This is a genomic window from Salegentibacter sp. 24 (genome assembly GCF_004362395.1).
Classification (GTDB): domain Bacteria; phylum Bacteroidota; class Bacteroidia; order Flavobacteriales; family Flavobacteriaceae; genus Salegentibacter.
The window spans coordinates 93,579-117,264 of the sequence record NZ_SNWE01000012.1; the positions used below are offsets into that span (position 1 = coordinate 93,579).

Annotated in this window: 12 protein-coding genes; 2 read left to right on the forward strand and 10 right to left on the reverse strand. The window is 37.2% G+C overall.

Annotated features, from left to right (window positions below):
- Window positions 1–2 precede the first annotated feature (2 nt).
- The 10 genes from DET49_RS10300 to DET49_RS10345 form a co-directional block, all read right to left on the reverse strand.
- Entirely contained in the window at window positions 3–1,361 is a 1,359-nt protein-coding gene (locus DET49_RS10300) for a DUF1080 domain-containing protein (protein WP_133548017.1), read from the reverse strand.
- 134 nt (window positions 1,362–1,495) lie between these two features.
- Window positions 1,496–2,254, reverse strand: coding sequence for a family 16 glycosylhydrolase (locus DET49_RS10305; RefSeq protein WP_133548018.1), 759 nt, complete (start codon window positions 2,252–2,254; stop codon window positions 1,496–1,498).
- A 2-nt stretch (window positions 2,255–2,256) separates the two neighbouring features.
- On the reverse strand, window positions 2,257–4,533 hold the full coding sequence (gene bglX, locus DET49_RS10310; RefSeq protein ID WP_133548019.1) for a beta-glucosidase BglX: 2,277 nt from the start codon (window positions 4,531–4,533) through the stop codon (window positions 2,257–2,259).
- Window positions 4,534–4,662: 129 nt separating this feature from the next.
- On the reverse strand, window positions 4,663–6,318 hold the full coding sequence (locus DET49_RS10315; protein ID WP_133548020.1) for a family 16 glycosylhydrolase: 1,656 nt from the start codon (window positions 6,316–6,318) through the stop codon (window positions 4,663–4,665).
- A gap of 11 nt (window positions 6,319–6,329) precedes the next feature.
- Complete coding sequence (locus tag DET49_RS10320) at window positions 6,330–8,384, reverse strand: hypothetical protein (RefSeq protein ID WP_133548021.1); 2,055 nt, start codon at window positions 8,382–8,384, stop codon at window positions 6,330–6,332.
- Between the two features lie 11 nt (window positions 8,385–8,395).
- Complete coding sequence (locus DET49_RS10325) at window positions 8,396–9,862, reverse strand: RagB/SusD family nutrient uptake outer membrane protein (RefSeq protein ID WP_133548022.1); 1,467 nt, start codon at window positions 9,860–9,862, stop codon at window positions 8,396–8,398.
- A gap of 11 nt (window positions 9,863–9,873) precedes the next feature.
- Window positions 9,874–12,897 (reverse strand): SusC/RagA family TonB-linked outer membrane protein, encoded by a 3,024-nt coding sequence (locus tag DET49_RS10330; protein WP_133548023.1) that lies wholly within the window; start codon window positions 12,895–12,897, stop codon window positions 9,874–9,876.
- Window positions 12,898–13,137: 240 nt separating this feature from the next.
- A complete protein-coding gene (locus tag DET49_RS10335; RefSeq protein WP_133548024.1) occupies window positions 13,138–15,906 on the reverse strand; it encodes a triple tyrosine motif-containing protein in 2,769 nt (922 codons plus the stop codon).
- 222 nt (window positions 15,907–16,128) lie between these two features.
- Window positions 16,129–17,235, reverse strand: coding sequence for a DUF3616 domain-containing protein (locus DET49_RS10340; RefSeq protein WP_133548025.1), 1,107 nt, complete (start codon window positions 17,233–17,235; stop codon window positions 16,129–16,131).
- A 62-nt stretch (window positions 17,236–17,297) separates the two neighbouring features.
- A complete protein-coding gene (locus tag DET49_RS10345; RefSeq protein WP_133548026.1) occupies window positions 17,298–18,356 on the reverse strand; it encodes a glycosyltransferase family 9 protein in 1,059 nt (352 codons plus the stop codon).
- A 1,019-nt stretch (window positions 18,357–19,375) separates the two neighbouring features.
- On the opposite strand from DET49_RS10345, the gene DET49_RS10350 reads away from it, so the two are divergent.
- Both DET49_RS10350 and DET49_RS10355 read left to right on the forward strand, forming a co-directional pair.
- The gene (locus tag DET49_RS10350; protein ID WP_133548027.1) at window positions 19,376–22,102 is read left to right on the forward strand and encodes a substrate-binding domain-containing protein; all 2,727 of its coding nucleotides are present in this window, start codon (window positions 19,376–19,378) and stop codon (window positions 22,100–22,102) included.
- Between the two features lie 242 nt (window positions 22,103–22,344).
- Window positions 22,345–23,685 (forward strand): sugar porter family MFS transporter, encoded by a 1,341-nt coding sequence (locus DET49_RS10355; protein ID WP_133548028.1) that lies wholly within the window; start codon window positions 22,345–22,347, stop codon window positions 23,683–23,685.
- Window position 23,686: the final 1 nt, after the last annotated feature.

Genomic DNA, 23,686 nt, shown 5'->3' on the forward strand with positions numbered 1-23,686 from the left:
ATCTACTCTGATTTGATTTTAATATTTTTAAAGCTCACTTTATTTCCGTGATCTTGAAGTAGGATACGCCCCTTTTCCAATTCACCAAAATCTGGCCATTCTACATACTTGCTTTCAGCAACAAGCTTTCGATACTCTGGGCTTTTCCGCTCATATTCAAGCACTTTCTCTCCGTTCAACCAGTGTTCTACTTTATTACCTTTAGAAACAATACGGGCAGTGTTCCATTCCCCCACAGGATTAACCGGTTTATCAGGATCGGCCTGGATTAAATCATATAGGGAAGCCATGGTCCTGCTACCCTGGTGATTGCCCAATTTAGCATCGGGATGCCGCTGATCATCGAGAATTTGATATTCTAGACCAATTGATGAGCCTGGACCTTTATTAAGGTCTGTATCAACAAAATATTTTATACCACTGTTGGCTCCTTCCGTTATTTTAAAGTCTACTTTCAATTCAAAATCGCCATAAAGTTCTTCCGTAACGATATCACCCCCGGCTTCAGCTTCTCCCCCGCCACTGGCCAATACCGTAAGAATCCCATCTTCTATTTTCCAACCCTTTTTCGGGAAATCTTCTAAACGAGCGCCTCTCCAACCATTGGTGGTTTCACCATCCCAAAGCAATTCCCAGCCGCTAGCTTCTTCCGCTGAGGTTAGATTATTTTTTGTTTTCACAGGCAATAAAGGAGATTTAGTACTGTATTTATTTAAATCTTCTGTTAGAATTTTAATGTCTTTCCACATCACTTCAGTACCAGCTTTTGCATCTTCTCCTATGCTGTGGACTTGCAACGCAATAAAACCTTTTGCTGTTTTATTGTCAATTAAATGGGCTGAAGGAACCCCATTTATCCAGGTTTTAATGGTATCGCCAATTGCTTCAATTCGAAACTTGTTCCATTCATTTTGCTTAAAGGCTTCCTGAGCTGCACCATTTTTTGCTAAATCAACCAGCCAACCTCTGCGTGCTTCATCATAAATTCCACCGCTATAAGCACGGTCTGAGGGATCTATTTCCACTTGGTATCCGTGAACTCGGCCATTTCTATAATTCTCAAAGCTATTACTCCTTATTTGAATTCCAGAATTCATACTGGGATGGACTTTAAAATCCAGTTCCAAGATAAAATCTTCATAATCTTTAGCTGTAGTAAGGAAAGTATTAGGGGTATTGTGTACCGTAGAGCCAATTATTGCGGAATTTTCTACCCGGTACTGAGCATCGCCACCTTTTTTGGTCCACCCCTTGAGGCTTTCATCATCAAATAATTTCTTCCAGGGCACCTCATCTTTATGGGATTCAGCACAGCCGGTAAATAAAACTGAAGATACAAGCAGAATTAAGATATTTCTCATAGGTTAAGTTTAAAATACCTGTAAAATATACATAAATTATTAATCTCTTGCCAATTCATTAAAAATTGTCTAAATAGAAAAGACCAACATAACCCGGTGAAATGTTGGTCTTTTCTTAAAATTATTAAAAAATTCTATTTATAAACCTTTACATAGTCTATTAAGAATTGTTTAGGAAAAATTGAATCATCTACTTCAGGACCTCCAAAATTACCTCCTATGGCAAGATTTAATAAAAAATAAAAAGGATGATTATAAGGGTAAGTTTTCTCATTTTTATCGGAAGGCGAAAAGGCATATGTTTTTTCACCATCAATAAAAAAAGTAATGGCATCCTTAGTCCAGTGCATTTTAAAAACGTGAAAATCTGATGTTACATTTTGTATGTATGTAGACTTAATATTTTCAGTGTCTCCATGGCTATAGGGTGTATGGAGCGCATTATGAATAGTATCTGGTTGCCTGCCTACAAATTCCATAATATCAATTTCACCAGAACTTGGCCACCCTACTTCGTTTATATTGTTTCCCAACATCCATATAGCCGGCCATAATCCGTGACCATCGGGTAATTTAGCACGCACCTCAACCGTACCGTATTTAAATTCGAACTTATCCTTTGTATTTACTTTTCCGCTAAAATACTTATCACCAACCTTATCGGCCGTAATAACTAGGTTGCCATCTTTAACCTCAACATAATCTTGGCTGTAAACCTGGCGTTCATTGTTTCCCCAACCGCATAGATCCGGGCAACCGTCACCGGTCTCGTAGCTCCAATTTTGCATATTTAGGGAGTCTCCTTCAAAATCCTCTACCCAAACCAATTCTTGTGCAGAGATCTGCATGCCTAATAAAAAACAAAGGCTATAAATTATATAATTTCTATTCATATCTATTTTTCTAAACTAAAAGTGGCTTTTTTAAGATCTCTGGAATTGCTACCTATAAAAACCTCAAATTTTCCCGCCTCTGATTCCCAAGTTTCATTTGCATTGTAAAAGCGAAGCATAGGCTCGCTAAGCTCGAAAGTCACCGTTTTTGTTTCCCCGGGGTTCAATATTACTGGCTTAAAACCCTTAAGTTCCTTCACCGGTCTGGTAGTGCTTGCTACTAAATCTCTAATATATAGTTGAACTATTTCCTTACCTCTTTTATCCCCGGTATTACTAAGTTCTACGCTAACTTCAATTGGGTTTCCAGGGATTAATTCTTCTTTGGATAGTTTTAGATTTCCATATTCAAAGGTCGTATAGCTAAGACCATAACCAAAAGGATATAAGGCATCCTTCTTTTGATCAGTGTAGCCCGAATAGGTGACATGTACTGGATTACTCGGTCTTCCTGTACTTTTTTGATTGTAATACAGCGGTTCCTGACCAACAGCCCGTGGAAAAGAAACCGGAAGTTTTCCGGAAGGATTATAATCTCCTAACAAGACATCGGCAATAGCATTTCCGCTCTGAGAACCCAGGATCCAGGCTTCAACGATAGCCGGAATATTCTCTGAAGCCCAGCTTATTTCAAGAGGTCTTCCGTTTATAAGAACTAACGCAATATTTTTATTAACCTTATGAATTGCCTTTAACAATTCTTGCTGAACGCCCGCAAGACCAATATTCACCTGGCTCCGGCCCTCCCCGGTTTGAAATGCATCTTCTCCTAGTGCCATTATGACCAGGTCGGCCTGAGAAGCAATTCTGATGGCTTCTGCAAATCCTGAGGTATCGGTTTCATTAATTTTTAAAGGCATTAAAAAACTTCGTTCGCCAATAGCTAGATCCGCACCTTTGGCGTACGAAATATCTACATCCTCATCAATTGAATTTTTTAATCCTTCCAGCAAAGAAACAGCTGAATTAGCCTCTCCCTGAGCTCTCCAATTCCCAATAGGGGTATCCTTATCGTTGGCCAATGGGCCAATAACTGCAATTTTTTTAACTGATTCCTTTATTGGCAATAAATTATCTTCATTCTTTAACAAAACAATTGATTTCCTGGCTACATCACGTGCTACAGCTGTATGCTCTTCAAAAGGGATTTTTTCTAAAAGATCAGGATTAGAGTATAAGTATGGATTCTCAAAAAGACCGAGTTTGAATTTCACCCTCAATACTCTTTTAACCGCGTCATTTATATCATCTTGGCTTACCTCACCTTCTTTTACCAAATCTACCAGGCTTGATTCATATGCACCGCCTTCCATATCCATATCGCTTCCGGCGTTAAGAGCAATTTTGGCTGCGTGGCTCTTATCTCTGGCAAAACCGTGAGCCACCATTTCCGGAATGGAGCCCCAATCAGAAACGACGAATCCATCCCAGTTCCATTTTTTCTTTAAAATATCACGAAGCAATACTTTATGTCCAGTTGCCGGAATCCCATCAATTTCATTAAAAGCATTCATAAAGGTGGCTACGCCAGCTTTCGCTGCAGCCTTAAAGGGAGGAAGGATGCTATTATGAAGTTCATTATCTCCAACATTTACAGTATTATAATCCCTTCCGGCTTCTGCAAAACCATAGCCAGCAAAATGCTTGGCTGTAGCAGCAATACTCTGCGGATTTGAAAGATCTTCACTTTGGTAGCCCTTTATTTTGGCAACTCCCACTTTAGAAGTTAGATATGGGTCTTCACCAGATCCTTCCATAATTCTTCCCCAACGGGCATCCCGTGAAACATCAATCATAGGTGAGAAAGTCCAATTGATCCCGTTTGCAGCTGATTCAAGAGCTGCAATTTCTGCAGTCCTCTCCATAGCTTCAAGATCCCAGCTAGCAGTTTCTGCCAAAGGAACAGGAAAGATTGTAGTATATCCGTGGATTACGTCATACCCAAACATTAAAGGGATCTTTAAACGCGAATTTTCCATAACTAACTTTTGTGCCTCCCTGGTAGCTTCAACCGAAAGCACATTAAGCATAGCTCCTACTTTTCCCGCTTTAAGATTTTCTTCCTTTTGTTTATTATTCATTTCCGAAGCAGGACCGGTAAGATCCCAACTACCGTTGTATTGTACAAGTTGTCCAACCTTCTCTTGTATAGTCATCAAAGCTAAAACCGAATCGACTTTGGATTCCACATCTTTAATAGAACTCTTTATGGTTGCATTTTGCCCTGTGGCTATAAAATAGCTAAATAGGAAAAAACCTAAGAAATTTATTTTTTTCATTTTTATCAATAAAAAACCGCCTGTACTATGGTTCTTGTAATTAAGTCTGTGGCCGACAAACAAATCATCCTCAACCGTAAATTCAGAGAATAGTCACATAGTAATCAGGCAGTTCAACTTTAATTTTTTTTAATCTTGGTATACCCTTACATAATCTATTTCCATGGCGGTTTGTTGAAAATCAGGGTCTATTTCTCCACCAAAAGTGCCGCCCATCGCTACATTCAGGATCAAGAAAAATGGTTTATGAAATGGTGTATTTTCTGAATTATCAAATACGTGGTAAATTTGATTGTCCACCGCGAAAATAATTTGTTCCTCAGTCCATTCTACTGTGTAATTATGGAATTCAGTCGCTGCATTTTCAACAATTGTCGATTCAGTTACAGCGTTACCACCAGCGTTTCCGGGATAGTGCAATGTACTGTGAACTACGTTTGGCTCATTACCTTTGTATTCCATAATATCGATCTCACCGGTTTCTGGCCAGCCCACATCTTCAAAATTGGAGCCCAGCATCCATATGGCGGGCCAGGTTCCACCTCCCTCAGTCAATTTAGCACGGACTTCAACCCTACCATATTGAAATTCAAATTTATCCATCGTAGTAATTCTTGAAGAGGAATAGTCATATCCACTGGTTTCTTCAGCTATAAGATTAATGTTTAGTATTCCTTCTTCTATTACCGCATTTTCATCTGTGTAATACTGGGCTTCTTGATTTCCCCAGCCATTTTCACCATTTCCTATTTCGAAATTCCAGTTTTCATCACTTGGTATATCGCCTTGATCAAATTCATCAGACCATATGAGTGTTTCAAATTGAGTTTCTAGTTCGGCTTGTTCTTCTTCACCTTCTTCTTCTTGAGATGTGGTGAATTTTAAATACCAAGCCAAAGCGGGATCGGTTCCCGGTATTACCCTAACGTGCATTGTGGTAGGTGTAATATCGAGAACTTCGTAACTACTTGAACCAACATAATAGCTCATAGTTCCACCATTGGCAATATTAATTACCGTTCCGGTAGTGGCATCTTCGGGTAATCCAGAGGTCGAAGGGGAAAGCGAAACATTAAAGTCACCTGTACCATCGTATTCCAAGCATTGATCTTCCGCTCCACTTCCTCCAAAATCAGAAGTGTAAGCCACATTAATAAATGTTTGTCCGTTATTATTATAGTTGTATATAATATTATCACTATCGTTTAAGCTAAAAGTAAGCTCATCGGTATAGAAACAAGAACTTACAGGAGCTCCTGCTTTCTCATAAGGAGCGGCTGCATAATAAATAGGACTTGTAAACCCTTCTCCAGAGCTTGGCCCAACACCTAAATGACCAGGCTGGGAAGCCGCTACATACCATGTTTTTGAACTTCCACCCGTAAGCAGTTCTTTAGTTTCCGGATCGTTAAAATTACTAAAAACAGTAACTGTAGTGGTCATATTAGAAGAAGCCCCTCCAGTTCCTGATGCAACTACAGTTACTGTATATTCGTTAACACCGTTCTCATTGAAACTATGGGTGGTCTCACCTGAGGCAGAAACTTCTTCAAAACCGTCGCCATAAATAAATTTATATGAAATGGCATTATCGGCACTAACACTAAAATTCACCGTACCACTACCATCGCCATTAGGCATCTCGTCTGACTGCCCCACCACTTCGGTAATCACATTTAGGTTAGAAGGTGTTGTAATCTCGCCCATATCATAATCGTCGTTAGTACAAGCGCTAAAGAATATTAGCAAAAGTGCCGTAAGACTCGTTTTAATTATATTTTTCATTTTTATGCTTTTTAATTATGAAAGTAAACGTTGTTCACATATACATTAGCAGTTCCCGCAGGTAAGGCAGAGTATATCAGCTGACCGATATTGGACATGCCAGTGAGGTTTTCAAACTCTGACAATGGAATATCCAAACTCACCCATTGGTTTTGAGCAGGATTCTCTATTACAACTTCTGACTCAGAATCGTCGCCACCACCAAAAACTCCATCTGGACCCAGATTTACCAATTTCACTCTAAAAACTGTTGCATTATCAGTATAGAACTCAGTATGAAAGTGCGTCATATTCGAGACGTCAATCGGGTTAGCAATTGCTTCAATGCCCACAAAATCTAAATTGAAATAATGTTTTGATAATCTTTCATCAAATTCTACTTCTTCATATTCTGAAACCGACCAGCTAGTTTTCCAAGTATCTATGGCAACATTCTCATCAAGATCACTAAAAAGCGAAACATATTCTGTTTGCGGATCACCAATCCTTACCTGATCAAAATAAAAGCTGCTTCCTTGACCCGGGCTGTTAAAATCATAGAAAACAATCAACCTGTCATAACCTATGTTTTGATCAAAAGATTCAAAAGTGCTTAAATCGAAAGTAAGTTCTTCCCATTCGTTTGCAAGGGTGGTATTTTGAATAACTTCAACAAAAACTGATGGATTTCCGTTGGCATCTGGGGCAGAATCTGAATCCTCAAATTTCAGTAAAATAGGTACTCCAGCTTCTGGCGACCAGGTTTCCATTGTTACAGTTGTTCCATTTTCAAAATTCAACTCCTGGTCGAGATTTAAGGAGACTCCTGCCCAAACTTCAGAACCATCGCCTTTTTCAAGTTCGGTTACTTTGGGACTGGTATTTATTCCACTTACATCAGGATTATCTATTACCGTTGCTCCTGCTCCACCAAATCCGCTCCAGGAGTAACTAATGTTCTCAGATTCAAATGTTAATGGCAGTTTTACAAGTTCTAAACGGGTTGTTTTAATATTATCAAAATAATAAGTTTCCCCTGTTCCTGGAATATTAAAATTAAAAAACAAGGCAATTCTTCCGTAATCAACAGCGGGATCAATTGCATTCATATCAAATACTAAAGTCTCCCAACCTTCATCTACTGTGGTTGTGGCAATATCTTCAACAAAAATATCGGCATTTTCAAGATTCTCAATCTTTAATAAAATCTCTGTTCCAGCCTCAGGGGACCAAATATCCACGCTAATATAACGTTCGCTAGAAAAATCTATGGGCTCATCCAGTGCGATGGTAGTGCCTGCCCAGGATTCCGAATTTTCTGGTTTCGTGTAAGATGCCACTTTTTCGCTATTATTTACTTCGGATGGATCTGGATTATCTACTATTGGAGCACCAACTCCCTGACCACCACCAAAATTGGTGAACGTGTAATTAAGAGTTTCCGATTCAAAGGTTATAGGAAGAAAAAGAGGATCAGTAATGATTACTTGCTCAACAATCTCAGTCGTTGCTTGACCACCACTTAAGGCAACAACGCGAACATCGTAAGTCCCAACATTGCTATAAGTATAAGAAACAGTTTCTCCCGGCATTAACAAGGTAGGTTCTTCCTCTTGATTTTCTCCAAAATAAACCTCGAACATCGCAGCATTTGTAGCACTGGCTGAAACTGTCACCAAATAATTATTGTCGGCATCCTTTACAATTTCGGTCTCCAGATCTTCTGGAGCTAAAAAAGAAACGGTTAAGGGTTGAATTCCAGTAGCAGATTTTCCATTAATGTTAGACCCTGTTATTTCAACTTCATATTCGCCTTCTGCATAAATATGTTCAACGGATTCTCCAACCTGAATTGCTTCAGTCGGTGCAGTGCCATCACCAAAATCTACCGTGTATAAAGCAGCGCCCTCACCGGTTGGGGTAATTTCTACTAACCCAGAGTTATCCTGGGTAATTTGAAAAGTTGCTCCCAAATTTGCCGGTGCCTGAATTTGCTCAAGATTCACCAATTCGTTCTCGTCTGTTTCACAACTCACAAAAGGAATTGTGCACAAGAATGCAAAAATTAATTTATAGTATTTTTTCATAATTCTAATTTTTAGTATCCAGGATTTTGCTCCCAGTTACCCTGGGAAAATTCTATTTCTTCTAATGGAATTGGGAAAACCTCATTTTTTCCCGCGGTAAATCCTTCAATATTTTCAGCCGCTCTGCCAGTCCTTACTAAATCGAAAAAACGGTGACCTTCGCCTACTAATTCCTTTCTTCTTTCTTCGTAGATAATCTCGGTAAGGGCATTTCCTGAAGCCTCTACTGGCTCCAATCCTGCTCTGTCAAGAACTTCATTAAGATAAGTTCTGGCCTGGCTATCATCAATTCCACCACGATTTAGTGCTTCGGCTGCCATTAATAATACATCGGCAAATCGAATTGCACGATAATTATTTGGTTGAGTAAGATTGGCATCACCGACATTATCATTTTTACGCGGAAGATATTTGCGGTTAAAATAACCGGTGTGTTTATAACCTTCAGCATATGTTGCACCGGTTTCTTCTGCCCAGGCCTCAATATCTAAAACAGAAAGATCTCTTCTTATATCGTTCTCATCAAAAATATCATAAGTTTCCTGAGTTGGAAGATTAAAGCTGAAACCAGGTTCAAAAACAGGTCCTGAATAGTTCCTAATCCCCTGAAATCCTACGGCAACATTTCCTTCACTACACTGTAAACATCCAAAACCCGCACCTTCTTCTCCAGTATATTGTACTTCGAAAACCGATTCAATACTATTTTCGCCTTCCTGTAGAAAAAGCGTATCAAAATCAGTTAATGCATAAGGTCCATTGTTTATTAATTCAATTAGTACATCTGCAGCCTGATCAAATTCTTCCTGATATAAATGTGCTTTTCCAAGTAAAGCCATCGCTGCACCTTTGGTGGCACGACCTACTTGTGGTGCGGTATAATCTAAGTTTTCTATAGCGAATTGTAGATCGTTTTCAATTTGTGTATAAACCTGGTCTACGGGCGCTCGTGGTACTGAATTTTCATCACCTAAAATAAAACGTTCGTCACCTTCTTTTATGGGAATGGGTCCAAACCACTTTAATAATTCAAAAGTGAAATATGCACGTAAAAACCGGGCCTCAGCAATAATTGTTTCACGACCCTCAAAATCGGTCTTATCTTGATACTCCAGAATGTAATTGGCACGCTGTATACCAGCAAAATTCCAATCCCAAACATCGTCCAGGTTATCGTTTACCGGAGTATGCGTCATTTCGTCTATTTGCTGAAAACCAATTACATCATTGGCGCTTTCACCTCCGCTGACCGTATTATCTGAAGCGATTTCACCCAATAATACATTTACGTATGTAGATTGGAGAATATCGTATACCCCAATAAGTGCGTTATAATAATCTTCTTCAGAATTGAAATAGTTTTCCGAATCTATATTATACTCTTCGGTTTTATCCAGATAATCTTCGGTACATCCAAAGCTGAAAGCTACAAGGAGTAACAGAAGCATTTTATTGAATATGTTATTATATCTCTTCATTGTGCGATTTTTTAAAAGTTAAGGTTTAATCCAGCAAGGAAAATTCTTGGTACGGGATAAAACCCATAGTCAATTCCACCACCTATGGCTTCCCCTGTAGAGGCCGCGGGGTCAAAACCCTTGTAATTCGTAAAAGTGTATAGGTTTTGTACCGAGGTGTAAATTCTTAAACGGCTAATGCCTGTTTTCTCCAGAAACGATTTTGGCAGACTATATCCCAATTGGACATTCTGGATTCTGGCATAGGAAGCATCTTCTACATAAAAATCAGAAAAAACCACATTGGAAGTTGCACCTGTAGTTAAACGCGGTACCTCTGTGCTGGTCCCGGGACCGGTCCATCTTTCTAAATAATAAGCGTGACGGTTGACATTTGGCTGGTTACGCTCATAATTTCTAACCATATCTTTCCCTAGAGATGCGTAGGTATATGCAGTGAAATCGAAATTTTTATAATTGAAATTTAAATTTACACCCATTGTGGCACCCGGTATAGGATCTCCAATATAAGTACGGTCGTCAGTATTAATTACTCCATCACCATTAATATCCTCAAAACGTATATCACCCGGAGAAGCTACCGCGCCTAAAGATTCCTGAGAAGGATGAGCATCTACCTCCTCTTGATTTTGGAAAATGCCATTGGTTCTGTAGCCGTAGAAATAACCAATTGGAAACCCTTCCTCGAAACGTGCAGGTTGTGGTTGCCCTACTCCAAACTGGCCGCCAGGAAGAAAGTCGGTTCCATTGACCTGAGTAACTTCGTTTCGAAGGAAAGTAGCATTATAACCAATTCCAAAGCTAATATCCTCTCCAATATTTTGCTTATAATTTATTGCAAATTCCACCCCTTCATTTCGAGTAGTTCCCGCGTTTATAGTTGGTGCACCAGAACCTGGGGCTCCGCCACCAAAAATTCCAGATACCGGAATCCCGGCAACCAAAAGATCGTTACGATCTTCCCTAAATACATCAACGGTTATATCAAGTTTGTTATTAAAAAGTCTAAGGTCCAAACCAATATTAGTTTTCTCAGCTTCTTCCCAGCCTGAGGCTGGATTGGCAATTCGGCCTAAGGCAGTACCATTTATCAAATTTCCACCTAACACATAAGTGGCTTCTCCATTTAGTAAAGACCGGTAAAACTCCGCGCCACCAGCTTCATCGTTACCAAGAATACCATAACTCCCCCTTAATTTAAGGAATGAAACCACATCAGAATCCTCCAAGAAATTTTCTTCGGAAAGAATCCAACCCGCAGTAGCAGAAGGAAAATAGCCCACCCGATTCTCTGGACCAAACCTGGTTGAAGCATCTCTACGAAGCATTCCTGAAACCAGATATTTTCCTTTGTAATCGTACTGCAACCTTCCGAAGAATGATAATTTTCTAATATCATATTTGTACGCACTGTTATTCAACCCATCATTAGTTCCAGTAGTTAAGCTTATATCTGCAAAATCCCAGGAATTGTTTGGAACATCGTAACCAGTAGCATAAAGACCATCTCCCCATTCGCGAATTACGGTCATACCAGCAGTTCCTGTTAAGTGATGTGTATCAGCAAACGTGTTTTCATAAGTACCAAAAAGGTCGTATGTGTAAGAATTATCATTAATTCGGTTTTGGTTTACCATGCTGCGAACACTATTAAAAACCTTCCCGGGACCATAATCTATAATGGGTGAAAAATCCTTCCCTTTAGAATTTGATAAACTGTATCCGATCCTGGAAGTAAAGGTTAGTTCTTCTATCGGCGTATAATCTAAACTAAATGAGCCATTAAATTTATTAAGGTTATAATCGTTAAATGTATTCTCAATTTGTGAAAGTGGATTTATAATTTCGTTCCCCAATATCCCGTCAAGATCCTCCTGATCTAAAGCGAAAGTAGGCGGGATGTTTAGTGCATTAAAAAGAACCGAGCCCAGACCATTTTCGTTAATAGACCTTCTGTTTAAACTTGTATAAATAGAATTGGCAGTAAACTTAAATTCATCTGAAATATCAACTCCAATGTTGAACCTGACTGTGCTTCTTTGAAAATCAGATTTTTCAGCACCAATAATTCCTTCCTGATCAAGATGCGACGCTCCAAAGGAATAAGTTACTTTTTCGGAACCTCCACTAAGGGAAAGGTTATGGCTCATAATTGGGGAAGTATCAAAGACAGCGTCTTGGAAATTTGTCCCACGACCTAATTCACTAACATCCGGAAAAGGTAACTGCTGTCCATTGTTAGCGTAGCTTTCATTCAAAAGCAAGGCATATTCAGTTGCATTTAGTAACGGAAGTTTTCTTGAGGTTTCCTGTATTCCTACGTAAGTGTCGTAACGAACGGTAGGCGCTGTATTTCTTTTACCAGATTTTGTAGTCACTAAAACTACGCCATTTGCACCGGCAATTCCATATATTGCAGCCTGGGCATCCTTAAGGACAGAAATAGATTCAATTGCATTAGGGTTTAGGGTACTTAAGTCCCCTTTATAACCATCAATAAGAACAAGCGGTCCGTTCACACTATTGGAAGCGATACCACGAATGTTTATATTAATTCCAGCTCCGGGGGCTCCCGATGTAGAAGTTACATTTACCCCTGCAGCGGTACCTTGTAAAGCCTGCTCTACTTTAATCGGGTTAAGTTCTTCTATGGTTTCATTTGAAACAACCGAAACAGCCCCGGTAATATCTTTTCGTTTTTGCGTTCCATAACCAATCACCACTACTTCCTCTAAGGCCTCAGAATCTGGTTCTAAAGAAACGTCTATAACTTCCTGATTTTCTTGAATTGTAATTTCCTGTGGAAGAAAACCCACATAAGAATAAACCAAAACATCTCCTACCGAAACATCATCAATTATGTAATTACCGTCAAAATCGGTAACAACTCCGTTAGAAGTATTCTTTACGATAATATTCACTCCTGGAAGTGGGAGCTCTGTATCAGCTTCCACGACCGTTCCCGAAATCGAGGTTTGTGCTTGCAGGGAAAAGGTTCCTATGCAAAACAAAATTAGTACTAGTATTCTATTCATTTGTTGAGATTTTAATTCGGAAATCAATGTATTAAGAATGTATTAACAGCAGTAATAAATCACCCTTACAAAAAGTATACACAGTATAAAAAGGGGACTTTTTTTAGGAAATATACATTTGAAACCTACTGAAATCGAAGAAAAAACCGCTTAAAATAATTTCGCGAAAAGTCTTGATTAATTGTCAGTTAACCTAAATGTTGTGGTAATGTTGAGGAAAGAAACCAATATGTTAAGGCCTTAGAACTTCAAGATGTACTCTACCAAACCCTGATCATGGGCTAAATCCATCTTTTTACGCAAACGATATCGTTTAATTTCAACACTTCGTACCGAAATATTAAGCAGTGGAGCAATCTCCTTTGAGGATAAATTCAGTCTTAAATAAGCACAAAGTTTAAGATCGTTTGAGGTTAAATTGGGATGTTCATTTTTTACCGATTGAAGAAAATCCTTATCCGCATTATCAAATGCTTCTTTAAATAGTTTCCAGTTATCCTTCTCGGCAATATCTTTATTAATAATAGTGATTACCTCTTCTACATCTTCTTTTTTTCCAGCTTTAGAAAGTTTTTCCTTCAGCTGATTTAAAAATTCATTCTTTTTTATAAGATTCATGGTAGAGGCTGCAAGTTCACGGTTTTTACTTGCTACATCAGATTCTAGCTTTTGGTTTTGAAGGGTTATAATCTTCTGCTGAGACTCCAGATGTTTTATTTCCAGTTTCTTACGATTTCTTTCCAGTAATCTGCGTTGCTGTTTTCGATAATACCCGGTATAGACTTTGTGCAATACAAAAATTAGTAGCATAAAAAGTAAAATATACACAAGAACCGCTGTAGTTGTTGCATACCAGGGCGAAGCTATATTAAAGGAATAGGTTTTGACCTCACTTATATTATTATTATATTTTCCACGGACTTCGAAAATATAATCTCCCGCAGGTAGGTTTTCAAAAGTTGCGCTACCAATTCCCTGCCATTGGGTCCACCCAGCACTAAACCCCTTTATTCTATAACTATACTCTGGCCTGGCTAATTTGGAATACACCGGGATACTAAATTCAAAATGAATGTTATTAACTGAATTTGGGAGATCCAGTTCTTCAATTTCCAGATGGTGTTCTTTAAAATTCTCTTCCAAAGCAGCAGTAGAAACCTTATTGATACTAAGGTCTTTAATAGGTGGAAGATCCAAAGGGGTTGAAAATATAGTATAACCCAAATTGGACCCCACCAAATATTGACGCTCCCCGATTAGCGAAATATTCTCAAAGCCTTTGGCTATACTTCTGTAATCTAATGGAATTGCAGTGGATTTAAGATTTAACCGATCCTGAAAAGCATCACGCGTTACATATAACAGATTATCTTCGCCAAAACCCCACCATGTATTATCAGGTAAAACATGTGAAATTCCGCTTACCCTTTGTTCTTCAACTAATGAGTTTAATTCATTTTCAGAAATAAATTTATTAGTTTCCGGGTTGAATTTATAGATTTCGTCTTCGGTGGAATAATAAATAGAATCATTGAATTTAAAAACCTTAAGCCCCATTCCGCCCTTATAGGAAACACCATAATTTTCAAGGCCGATTACCTCGCTAACTTCCTGGTTAACTATAAGCTTAAAAATTCCTTTATGATCATGGCCTACCCAAATTACAGAATCGTTTTCCACAACCAGGTTTCTGGAAGATAGATCGAAATTCGATAAATAAACAGGATCATTTTCAAAGTCTCCATCCTTCCAGAAACTAATACCGTCGTAATGCCCCTGAAGCAATCCATTTTTAAAACCTTCGACTTCCCAAACACCCGGGCCATCAAAAATATGAGTAGCGGTATTGCCTTTTACGGCGAATACTCCACGATCGTGACCCGCATACAGTTTATTCTCAACTTCGTTAATACTCCAAACCTGTCCGCTAGTGCCGGGAATGAATTCATAATTATCAGAATTTTTCGTGCTCACATATAACCCTTGGTTGGTGCCTAAATATAAATGATCCTGAAACTTATAACTGGAATATACGGTACCAACTTTTCCGTAGATATCAGTGAATAAACGAAAAGGACTTTTACGATTGATAAGAACCAACCCATTATCTAGCCCACCCCATACATTGCCTGCATTATCCTCCATTATGGAAAGGACCGTATTATTGTTTATTACTGGTTGTAACAATTGATAATTTAAAGAGTTCTCTAAGTTATAAATATGTAAACCATTCCCGATCGTTCCCAAAACCAGGGTATTATCTTCCACTAATTTTGCGGTAAAAATACTTTCCTCTATAGGATAATCTTCTAATTGATAAGGTGACCAGGTATTATTATAGATCAAGAAAAGCCCATCATCTCTTGTAACGGCAAGCATTTTATTCTCCTCAAAAGGAAAAAGTCCTACAATTGGTTTATCCTGAATTTTAGAATTAGGAACTACACGTTCAATTATCCCATTGTCTATGGCATACAAGCCATCTTCGGCAACCTGATAATATAATTTATTATCTACACGAAATAGATTTGAAATAATATTACTTGCAGTAATAGTGCTTATCTCCCCGCTATACGTGTTGTAGCTATATAACCTTCGTAAACTTTGAAAAATAATATACTGATCCAGGGCTTCAATATGCCAGAATTGTTCCCCATCCAGAATTTCTTCTTTCGAAAGATCACTAAGGCTAAAGTATTCCAACTTACCTTTTGCGTTTTCTTCCCAGAAGCCAAAATCCATATAAGAACCGGTATAGATTCTATTATTTTCTGCTAAAACTGAGCGTACTGCACTGGCATTAGGGACTTTATTCAATTTCCAGTGTTCTCCATCAAAACTCAGTAATCCGAGATTGTTGGCTATAAAAATATGGTTATTGGATGCCTGGGATAGCATCCAGTTTTGGTTTCCAGCACCATAAACGCCAGGATCAAAATTAGTGATTGGAGGCAATTCCTGGGCAACCAGGTTGAAGCTGAAAAATAAAAAGAAAGCATATATACGCATAGTAATGCAAAAAACGGAAATTACTAAATAAAATGGGCTTATGCTAAAGGTAGAAATCAGGAAAAATTTAAACCTCGATAATATTAATTTAACCCAAAAGAAAAGGATTTTAGTTGCTTAATTCTCCTTCGGATAAAGGAGAAAAATGCCGCCTAAAAACCTCTTTTTAACATTAAAAGCGTTATTATTTCTTTACAACTGTCGGTTTCCTATAAAATTTTACTAAGCTTTTTTAGAGGGCTGGTCCAGGGAAATAAGATCTAATCTAACTTTATTTTCACCAATTTTTCTATCCTGATCTGGACTATCGTAAGCGATAAGGAGGTTATTATCGTCTCGCAGGGCAAGGCCTTCTGCTTTATCAATGCCGTGTTTTTCTTTCCGATAAGGAAAAACAAAAATGCTTTCTATATGGCTACGCTTTACCACTTGCTCATCGGTTTTGTCACAAGCATTTTTCCAGCGATAAATTTCCATAGTACCATCAAGATCCATCGTAGGACCAGCCAGTACTAAAAGATCTTTTCCCTGGTGTACGAGTTCTCTGATACCCATGCCATGGAGGTTAATGAAGTGTTTTTTTAAATATTTCCCGGTTTTTTTATTTTTTTTGAGTTCTAAAAGATGGGGCTCTGTCTCCTTTAGTTCAATTTCTATAATAATAGCCCAACCGCGTAATACCGGGCCTCGAAGTCCGAGAAAAATCCGATTTTCCAGTACGGCCAAGCCTTCAATATCAAATCCGTTGTCTTTACCCGGTATCCCTATAAAACTTCCTATGTGTCGATCGTCAATCAACTTTTTAGTCAGCTGACTCCATTTCTTTTTACTATGTTTCAATTTCCTAGCAGATAAAATCTTTTTAGGGTTGGAAGGATCTGGACATTCTTTCATTAAGGTAAATTCTCCAGCTTCATTTTTAATTATTGGTATTCGAGCAAGCAAATTTCTGTTTGGTCCCAGTTTTGTTTTACATAATCTTTCAATTTGAGCTTCTGCGTCTTCAGATTCCGGTTTTACTTTTTTTCTCTTATAACTATGCGAACCAACGATCCAAAGATAGTTTCCATAAACATCCATTCCTTCCACATCTGCTTCATCATCTTCAGAGGGAAGATCAATAAAATCTTTTAAGAAGTAATTACAGGCTTTCCCGTAAGAACCATCCTGCAAAATTTCCAGTCGTTGTATACTTATATTCTCATCTCCGGCAACCCAAAGATATTTACCTGTACAGGCAATAGAAGAAACACCATCCCTAATATTCTTGTCCAACAGTTCTGCTCTGGATGCCTCTTCAAAATCGATAATAACGTTTTCTCTCCTCATATTTTTAAAGGTAAAAAAAAGGAACTATGGCACAAGACAAAGTACACATAATTTTTTTTACATTAAGCCCTTGAAATATAGTCTGTATTAGTGTTGCCAGGATATATTGCTATCTTAAGCCTATCAATTATTTCATCAAAATTTAAGGTGTTGGTATCTACCCATCCATTTTTATTTCTTAGGGGACCATATATTTCTGGATCTGTCACATTAAATAATCCTATTGTAGTTGTATTAGTCGAAACAGATAAATGCATTATCCCACTATCGGCACCTATAAAAATAGTACAGTTTTCAATTATCGAGGCTATTTCACGTAAATCTTTACTGTAAAAATGAACACTTTTAAAATCTATTTGAGATACATTCTCTATGGGTAGAATTTCTAAAATATTATGGCCTTTAAATTCAGTCTTTAATTTTTCATAAAAATCCAACCACCATTCTTTAGCATGACATTTTTTAGCTGTTGCATAGGTGTAAATACAGATAGTCTCATTTTCATTATTAAATAATTTCCTAACTATACTTTTACCCTGTTCAACTTCATTGGGAGTAAGCTTAACAGAAAGTTTCGGGTATTCATAATCCTTTAAATCCATGGAGGGATCAAGAAATTTTAAAAGGTTGTAAATTGGTATTTTGCTATTATGCCGGGGTTTATAAGCATCCATAGCATCAGAATTATAAATTTTATTTTTTGAGCGCGATAACTTTACAAATATTTTAGAAGAATTCGATTTCTCATTACCCGCTATAGCTATATCATATTTTGTAGTCATCATGCTGACTGCTCTATTAACGTAGAGAAGAATATTATTAAATGGCTTTTTGGGTAAATTATATATCTTCCCTATATAATCATATTCAGAAAATAAGACCAAACCTAAATTTCCGTTTACAACAAGGTCAATCCTACACTGTGGAAATCTCTTTTTGAACTCCTGAATTAAAGGGGTCACTAATAATTGATTCCCCAACCTGTGATTTGGCCGTGCAATTAAAATTTTTACTGAGGAATTGGAATCAAAGTTTACTTTTGGACTTCTAGTATTTTGATAGGAGCCCGTAAGAAATTTAAAAATTCTAGTTTTTACTGAATTCAACTTCTTTATATTCATCAGTATTAAAATTAATAGTTTTTGTAAGGTGTTAAAAGGACCAAGATAGTTATTTATGAGATATTCCGAAATTGAAGGGTCACTGTTATAAAAAATTATATTTAGTGGTTAGCTAAAAACAAAACAATGGCAAACTTATGGTCATAGGGCTTTCTTAGTATTAAAATCGTTTCCTCCCAATTTCATTGGGACAAAATAGCGCTCCACCTTTCCGACTTTATCCATTTTAAATCATTTAGAATTCTGGCTCAAAAAAGTTTAAAAAAACACCTTTATAAATTCGAAATTTTTATTTCCTAGTCTGTTTTAATCAAGAGATTTCTGTGATTAAAGGTTAATTATACAAAGTTAGAATTAGTAATCTATTTAATTCTTTATAATATTTAAAAAATGAAAATCTAATACTATTTTTGGAGCTTCAAAAATATTTCAGGTAATCGTCCCTTGAAAAAAATCTTAGTCTTACTCAGCTAAACTCTTGGTAAGAAATTCGATAAAGATCTAAAAGATTTAGCATATATCGTAGGAATCCATAAGTCCAAGTTCACTTTTTTTTTTAGACATAGTTTTGCCATTTATATCAAAAGCTAAAAGGGTTGGAATCTATATCATAATTTAATCCTTAAGCGGTCCAGGTGTAAAAACAAATATGGCTTATCTGAATTATTACTGCTGCAATCGAAATGCTTATAAATTGGTGTTGTTAATTAAAATGATGCTTTGCTCAATAATTATATGATTAAGAGTATATTGGTTTTGGAAATCACATTTTTAAAATAAGGCTCAGAATTAAATGTGATGACCATGATAACCAATATCTTCTGCCAGAATGAATTTCCTTATAATTCTAAGTCAAACCTTATAAAAATAGTTATTTACGACTTTGTATTATTAATTTATAGAGGAGATTAAATCTGATGCAGTAAGATGGAACAAAGAAGAATTAAAAGAAATTTGTTTCCAGAATGAAAAAAATCTTTTTAATAAGTTATTTTTTAATTTTTATTTAAGAAGAGTATATGTATAAGTTATATTGGATAATTCTAGTTTTCTTTTCCCTTAATACAATTTCTTGTGATAAGAACGGTAAAGAAACTTCCTTAACTATAGGTTTTGCGCAGGCAATGACTACTGATAACTGGCGTAAAGAAATGAACAGGGCAATGAAGGTAGAAGCCTCAATGCATCCTGGTTTAAACCTAATAATTAAAGATGGAAAAAATGAAGTTTCCAGGCAGATTGAGCAAATAGAAGAATTTATTGAAAATCGCGTAGATGTTTTGATAGTTTCACCCATACAATCTGTACCCATTACTCCGGTTATAGAAAAAGCAATGGATGCCGGGATTCCTACAATAGTTATTGACCGTAAAATTGAAGGAAATAACTATACTGCCTATGTGGGAGCAAATAATGTTGAAATTGGCAGAAACGCAGCAAATTATATTGTCTCCAACTCTTCCCCAAATGAAAAAATAAACCTGATTGAAATAACAGGGTTACAAACTTCTTCACCTGCATTTGAGCGAAGCCAGGGATTTCGGGAGGTAATCCAAGAAAATGAGAATTTTGAAATTACGGCTACAATAGCAGGAGATTGGGAGAAAACTTCAGTCAGTGAAAATTTGGAATCCATTTTAGATACGGTAGCCAGCACGGATTATATTTTTGCACATAACGACCGCATGGCAATGGGTGCCTGGGAGGTGGTTCGTAAAAAAAATCTGGAAGATAGCATTCAAATTATTGGAGTAGATGGACTTTTTGGTCCTAGTGGTGGTATACAACTTGTAAAGGAAGGGGTGCTAACTGCCACTGTGCTTTATCCTACTGGTGGGTCTGAAGCTATAAAACTTGCAACTGATTTATTAGAGGGGGAGCATATTGAGAAGAAAAATATTTTGAATACGGTAGTTATAGATAAGGTTAATGTGGATATCATGCAAAACCAGTTCAATAAAATGAATCAGCAGCAAAATGATATCGAGCAGCAACAATCAGTTATTAAGGAGCAGGTAGCAACATACAATTCACAAACCAACCTTTTAAAAATTATGGTTGGATTATTTATACTGCTTCTATTACTTGGAATTTGGGCAGTTTACCTTGTTTTTAAATTGAAGAAGCGAAAACATATGTTGGAGCTAAATAACCGGAAGATAATAACCCAACGCAACCAAATTGAAAAATTTGCAGAAAAATTAAAGGTTTCTAATGAAATAAAGATCAATTTCTTTACTGCCCTATCTCACGAATTTAAAACTCCATTAACTTTAATATCTAGTGCTATTGATAGTATAGCGAAAAACCCGCTTCGACAACGTAAGGATTTTACTTATGAAACTAACCTCATCACCAAAAATTCGAACAGGTTGTTAAGACTCATCAATGAGCTTTTAGATTTTAGAAAGCTGGAAAGTGGAAATTTTAGACTCAAGCCATTAAGAACCAATTTATATGAATTTATAAGAAATATTTTTGAGGATTTTGAAACCGAAGCAATAAGGAAATCTATAGATCTTCATCTTGAGGCGGAAAATAAAGAGCTCATGGTTTATATTGACAGGGATATGATGGACAAAGTGTTTTTTAATATGCTTTCCAACGCTTTTAAATTTACCCCTAAAAATGGACAGATTAGTATTAAATTAGAAGAAAGAGGCGAGGATAAAGTTGAGGTACGTTTTAAAGATTCCGGGATAGGAATTCCAAAGGAAGATTATCAAAAGATATTTGATCCTTTTAGACAAGCCGGTAATAATACCAAGCCCAGCTCAGGACTCGGACTTTATATTACAAGGCAGTTTGTAGAACTTCATAAAGGCAATATTTCGGTTTCATCGCATCAGGGTGCAGAATTTAAAATTGAATTGTTAAAGGGTAAAAATCATCTCTCGGAATATGAATTCTCAGAAGATACTTCGGATATTAAAATTGAAGTAACAGAAAAGGAATTGAAGAGTAATCCCAGTGCTGAAGAGCTTCCGCAATCCCTAAATGAGAATGCTGAAACTATTTTGATTATTGAAGATAATGCAGATCTATCTTATCTCCTGAAAAAGAAATTGCTGGCAGATTACCGGGTAGAACTTTCTGATGGAACAGACGCAATTGAAAAAGCGCTGGAAATAATTCCGGATATTATTATTTGTGATATTAACCTACCGGAAAAAAATGGCTTTGAAATTTGTAATGAACTCAAAAGCGATTTACGCACTTCTCACATTCCAACTTTAATTCTCACAGCTTTAAGCGATGAAGAATCCCGGATTAAAGCCTTAAAAGCCGGTGCCGACTCTTATATTACTAAGCCCTTTAATTTTGATATTTTAAAAGAGTCTTTACGAACATCATTGTTTAACAGGGAAAAATTACGTTATTATTATACCAATAAAATAGATCAGGTAAAAGACAATAAATTTGAAGATTCTGAACAGAACTTTCTTAAAAATATGAATCAAATCATTGAGAAAAATTTAAAGCAAAACGGCTTTAATGTAGAAGATCTGGCTCAACAAATGGAAATCTCCCGGGTGCAACTTTATCGTAAAGTAAAAGCTATTATGGGAATTAGTATTAGCGATTATATAAATGCTCAAAGATTAAGTAAAGCTAAAAGTCTTCTGCAAGACACAAATTTAAACATCTCTGAAATTGCCTATGAAGTAGGTTATGCTTCTCCGGGCTATTTTTCCACCTCTTTTAAGAATAAATATGGTGTTACCCCAAAACAGTTCAGAAAATAGTTGAAACAACCTATATCGATTTCGGAAATTACTTTTGTTTATGTATCAGAATTGAACTTTTCGTATCATAATTTGAACTATAACGGTTTCGTTGATTTCTATAAAATGCTTAAAAGACCTGTAGAACAAGGACTTTACATTTTATTTTGATTTAATTAACAATTTTATAATTATTTTAATTATTGCTAAAATACCGGTAGCAGTTTTAAACATAGCTTAGTTTCACACTTAGAAATTACGATATGAGTAAAATTTTTGCCTGGTCAATCAGTGCTGCTTTAGCAGGTTTTCTTTTCGGATTTGACACCGTGGTTATTTCTGGGGCCGATAAACAGCTTCAGGAATTATGGGGAACTTCTGCTGCTTTTCACGGGTCCGTTGTGATGGCAATGGCACTTTGGGGAACTGTAGTGGGTGCTATTTTTGGAGGGATTCCAACTAATAAATTCGGAAGAAAAAATACCCTGATCATAATAGGGGTGCTTTATCTTATCTCAGCCCTGGGTTCAGCCTTTGCCAATGATCCTATCACCTTTGCCGTTTTTCGCTTCATAGGGGGCTTGGGTGTTGGTGCCTCTACCATTGCAGCTCCTACCTATGTATCAGAAATCGCACCCCCAAAAGACAGGGGTAGGTTAGTATCCCTTTATCAGTTTAATATTGTTCTTGGTATCCTCATCGCTTATTTGTCGAATTACCTCCTGCGTGATACCGGCACCCAACCCTGGCGCTGGATGTTAGGAGTAGAAGCAATTCCGGCTTTTATCTATATCGTTTTTGTAGTGTTCATTCCCAGGAGTCCGCGTTGGCTTATTTCTAAATCCAGAAATGAGGAAGCGGCCCGAATACTTCAAAGTATCAACCCGGAAGGCGACCTTGAAAAACGGATGGTAGAAATTAAAAAACAATCAGAGCGCCAGATCTCCGGGGAGAATATTTTTATGAAGAAGTATCGTTTTCCTTTAATTCTGGCGTTTTTGGTCGCATTTTTCAACCAGTTATCCGGAATAAACGCCTTTCTCTATTACGCTCCCAGGATTTTTGAATCGGCCGGCTTAGAAGCCAATACGGCCTTACTAAGTAGTATAGGTATCGGGGTGGTCAATTTACTTTTCACCCTACTTGGGGTTTTTCTAATTGACCGGGTAGGTAGGAAAAAATTAATGTTTGTGGGGTCTATAGGGTATATCATTTCTCTTTCCCTGGTAGCTGCTGCATTCTTTCTGGATTGGGGCGGACTCTGGGTACCTATTTTCCTGTTCCTGTTTATCGCGGCGCACGCCATAGGCCAGGGAGCGGTAATTTGGGTATTTATTTCTGAAATATTCCCGAACCACCTCAGAGCCTCCGGGCAGGCCTTTGGTTCCTCTACGCACTGGGTGCTGGCTGCGATTGTACCTTCTTTAGTTCCGGTACTTTTCACCACCATTGGTCCTGGGTATGTATTTGGCTTTTTCGCCTTTATGATGATACTACAACTGATCTTTGTCATTTTTATGATGCCAGAGACCAAAGGAAAAACCCTCGAGCAGCTCGGAGAAGAATTATCCCCCGGTAAATACAAAGAAGCATATCAACAATAAA

Coding starts and splice junctions, on each gene's coding strand:
- DET49_RS10340 (WP_133548025.1), bottom strand. CDS start 17,235: ATGAGGAGAGAAAACGTTATTATCGATTTTGAAGAGGCATCCAGAGCA.
- bglX (WP_133548019.1), bottom strand. CDS start 4,533: ATGAAAAAAATAAATTTCTTAGGTTTTTTCCTATTTAGCTATTTTATA.
- DET49_RS10330 (WP_133548023.1), bottom strand. CDS start 12,897: ATGAATAGAATACTAGTACTAATTTTGTTTTGCATAGGAACCTTTTCC.
- DET49_RS10345 (WP_133548026.1), bottom strand. CDS start 18,356: ATGAATATAAAGAAGTTGAATTCAGTAAAAACTAGAATTTTTAAATTT.
- DET49_RS10350 (WP_133548027.1), top strand. CDS start 19,376: ATGTATAAGTTATATTGGATAATTCTAGTTTTCTTTTCCCTTAATACA.
- DET49_RS10305 (WP_133548018.1), bottom strand. CDS start 2,254: ATGAATAGAAATTATATAATTTATAGCCTTTGTTTTTTATTAGGCATG.
- DET49_RS10335 (WP_133548024.1), bottom strand. CDS start 15,906: ATGCGTATATATGCTTTCTTTTTATTTTTCAGCTTCAACCTGGTTGCC.
- DET49_RS10325 (WP_133548022.1), bottom strand. CDS start 9,862: ATGAAGAGATATAATAACATATTCAATAAAATGCTTCTGTTACTCCTT.
- DET49_RS10315 (WP_133548020.1), bottom strand. CDS start 6,318: ATGAAAAATATAATTAAAACGAGTCTTACGGCACTTTTGCTAATATTC.
- DET49_RS10320 (WP_133548021.1), bottom strand. CDS start 8,384: ATGAAAAAATACTATAAATTAATTTTTGCATTCTTGTGCACAATTCCT.
- DET49_RS10300 (WP_133548017.1), bottom strand. CDS start 1,361: ATGAGAAATATCTTAATTCTGCTTGTATCTTCAGTTTTATTTACCGGC.
- DET49_RS10355 (WP_133548028.1), top strand. CDS start 22,345: ATGAGTAAAATTTTTGCCTGGTCAATCAGTGCTGCTTTAGCAGGTTTT.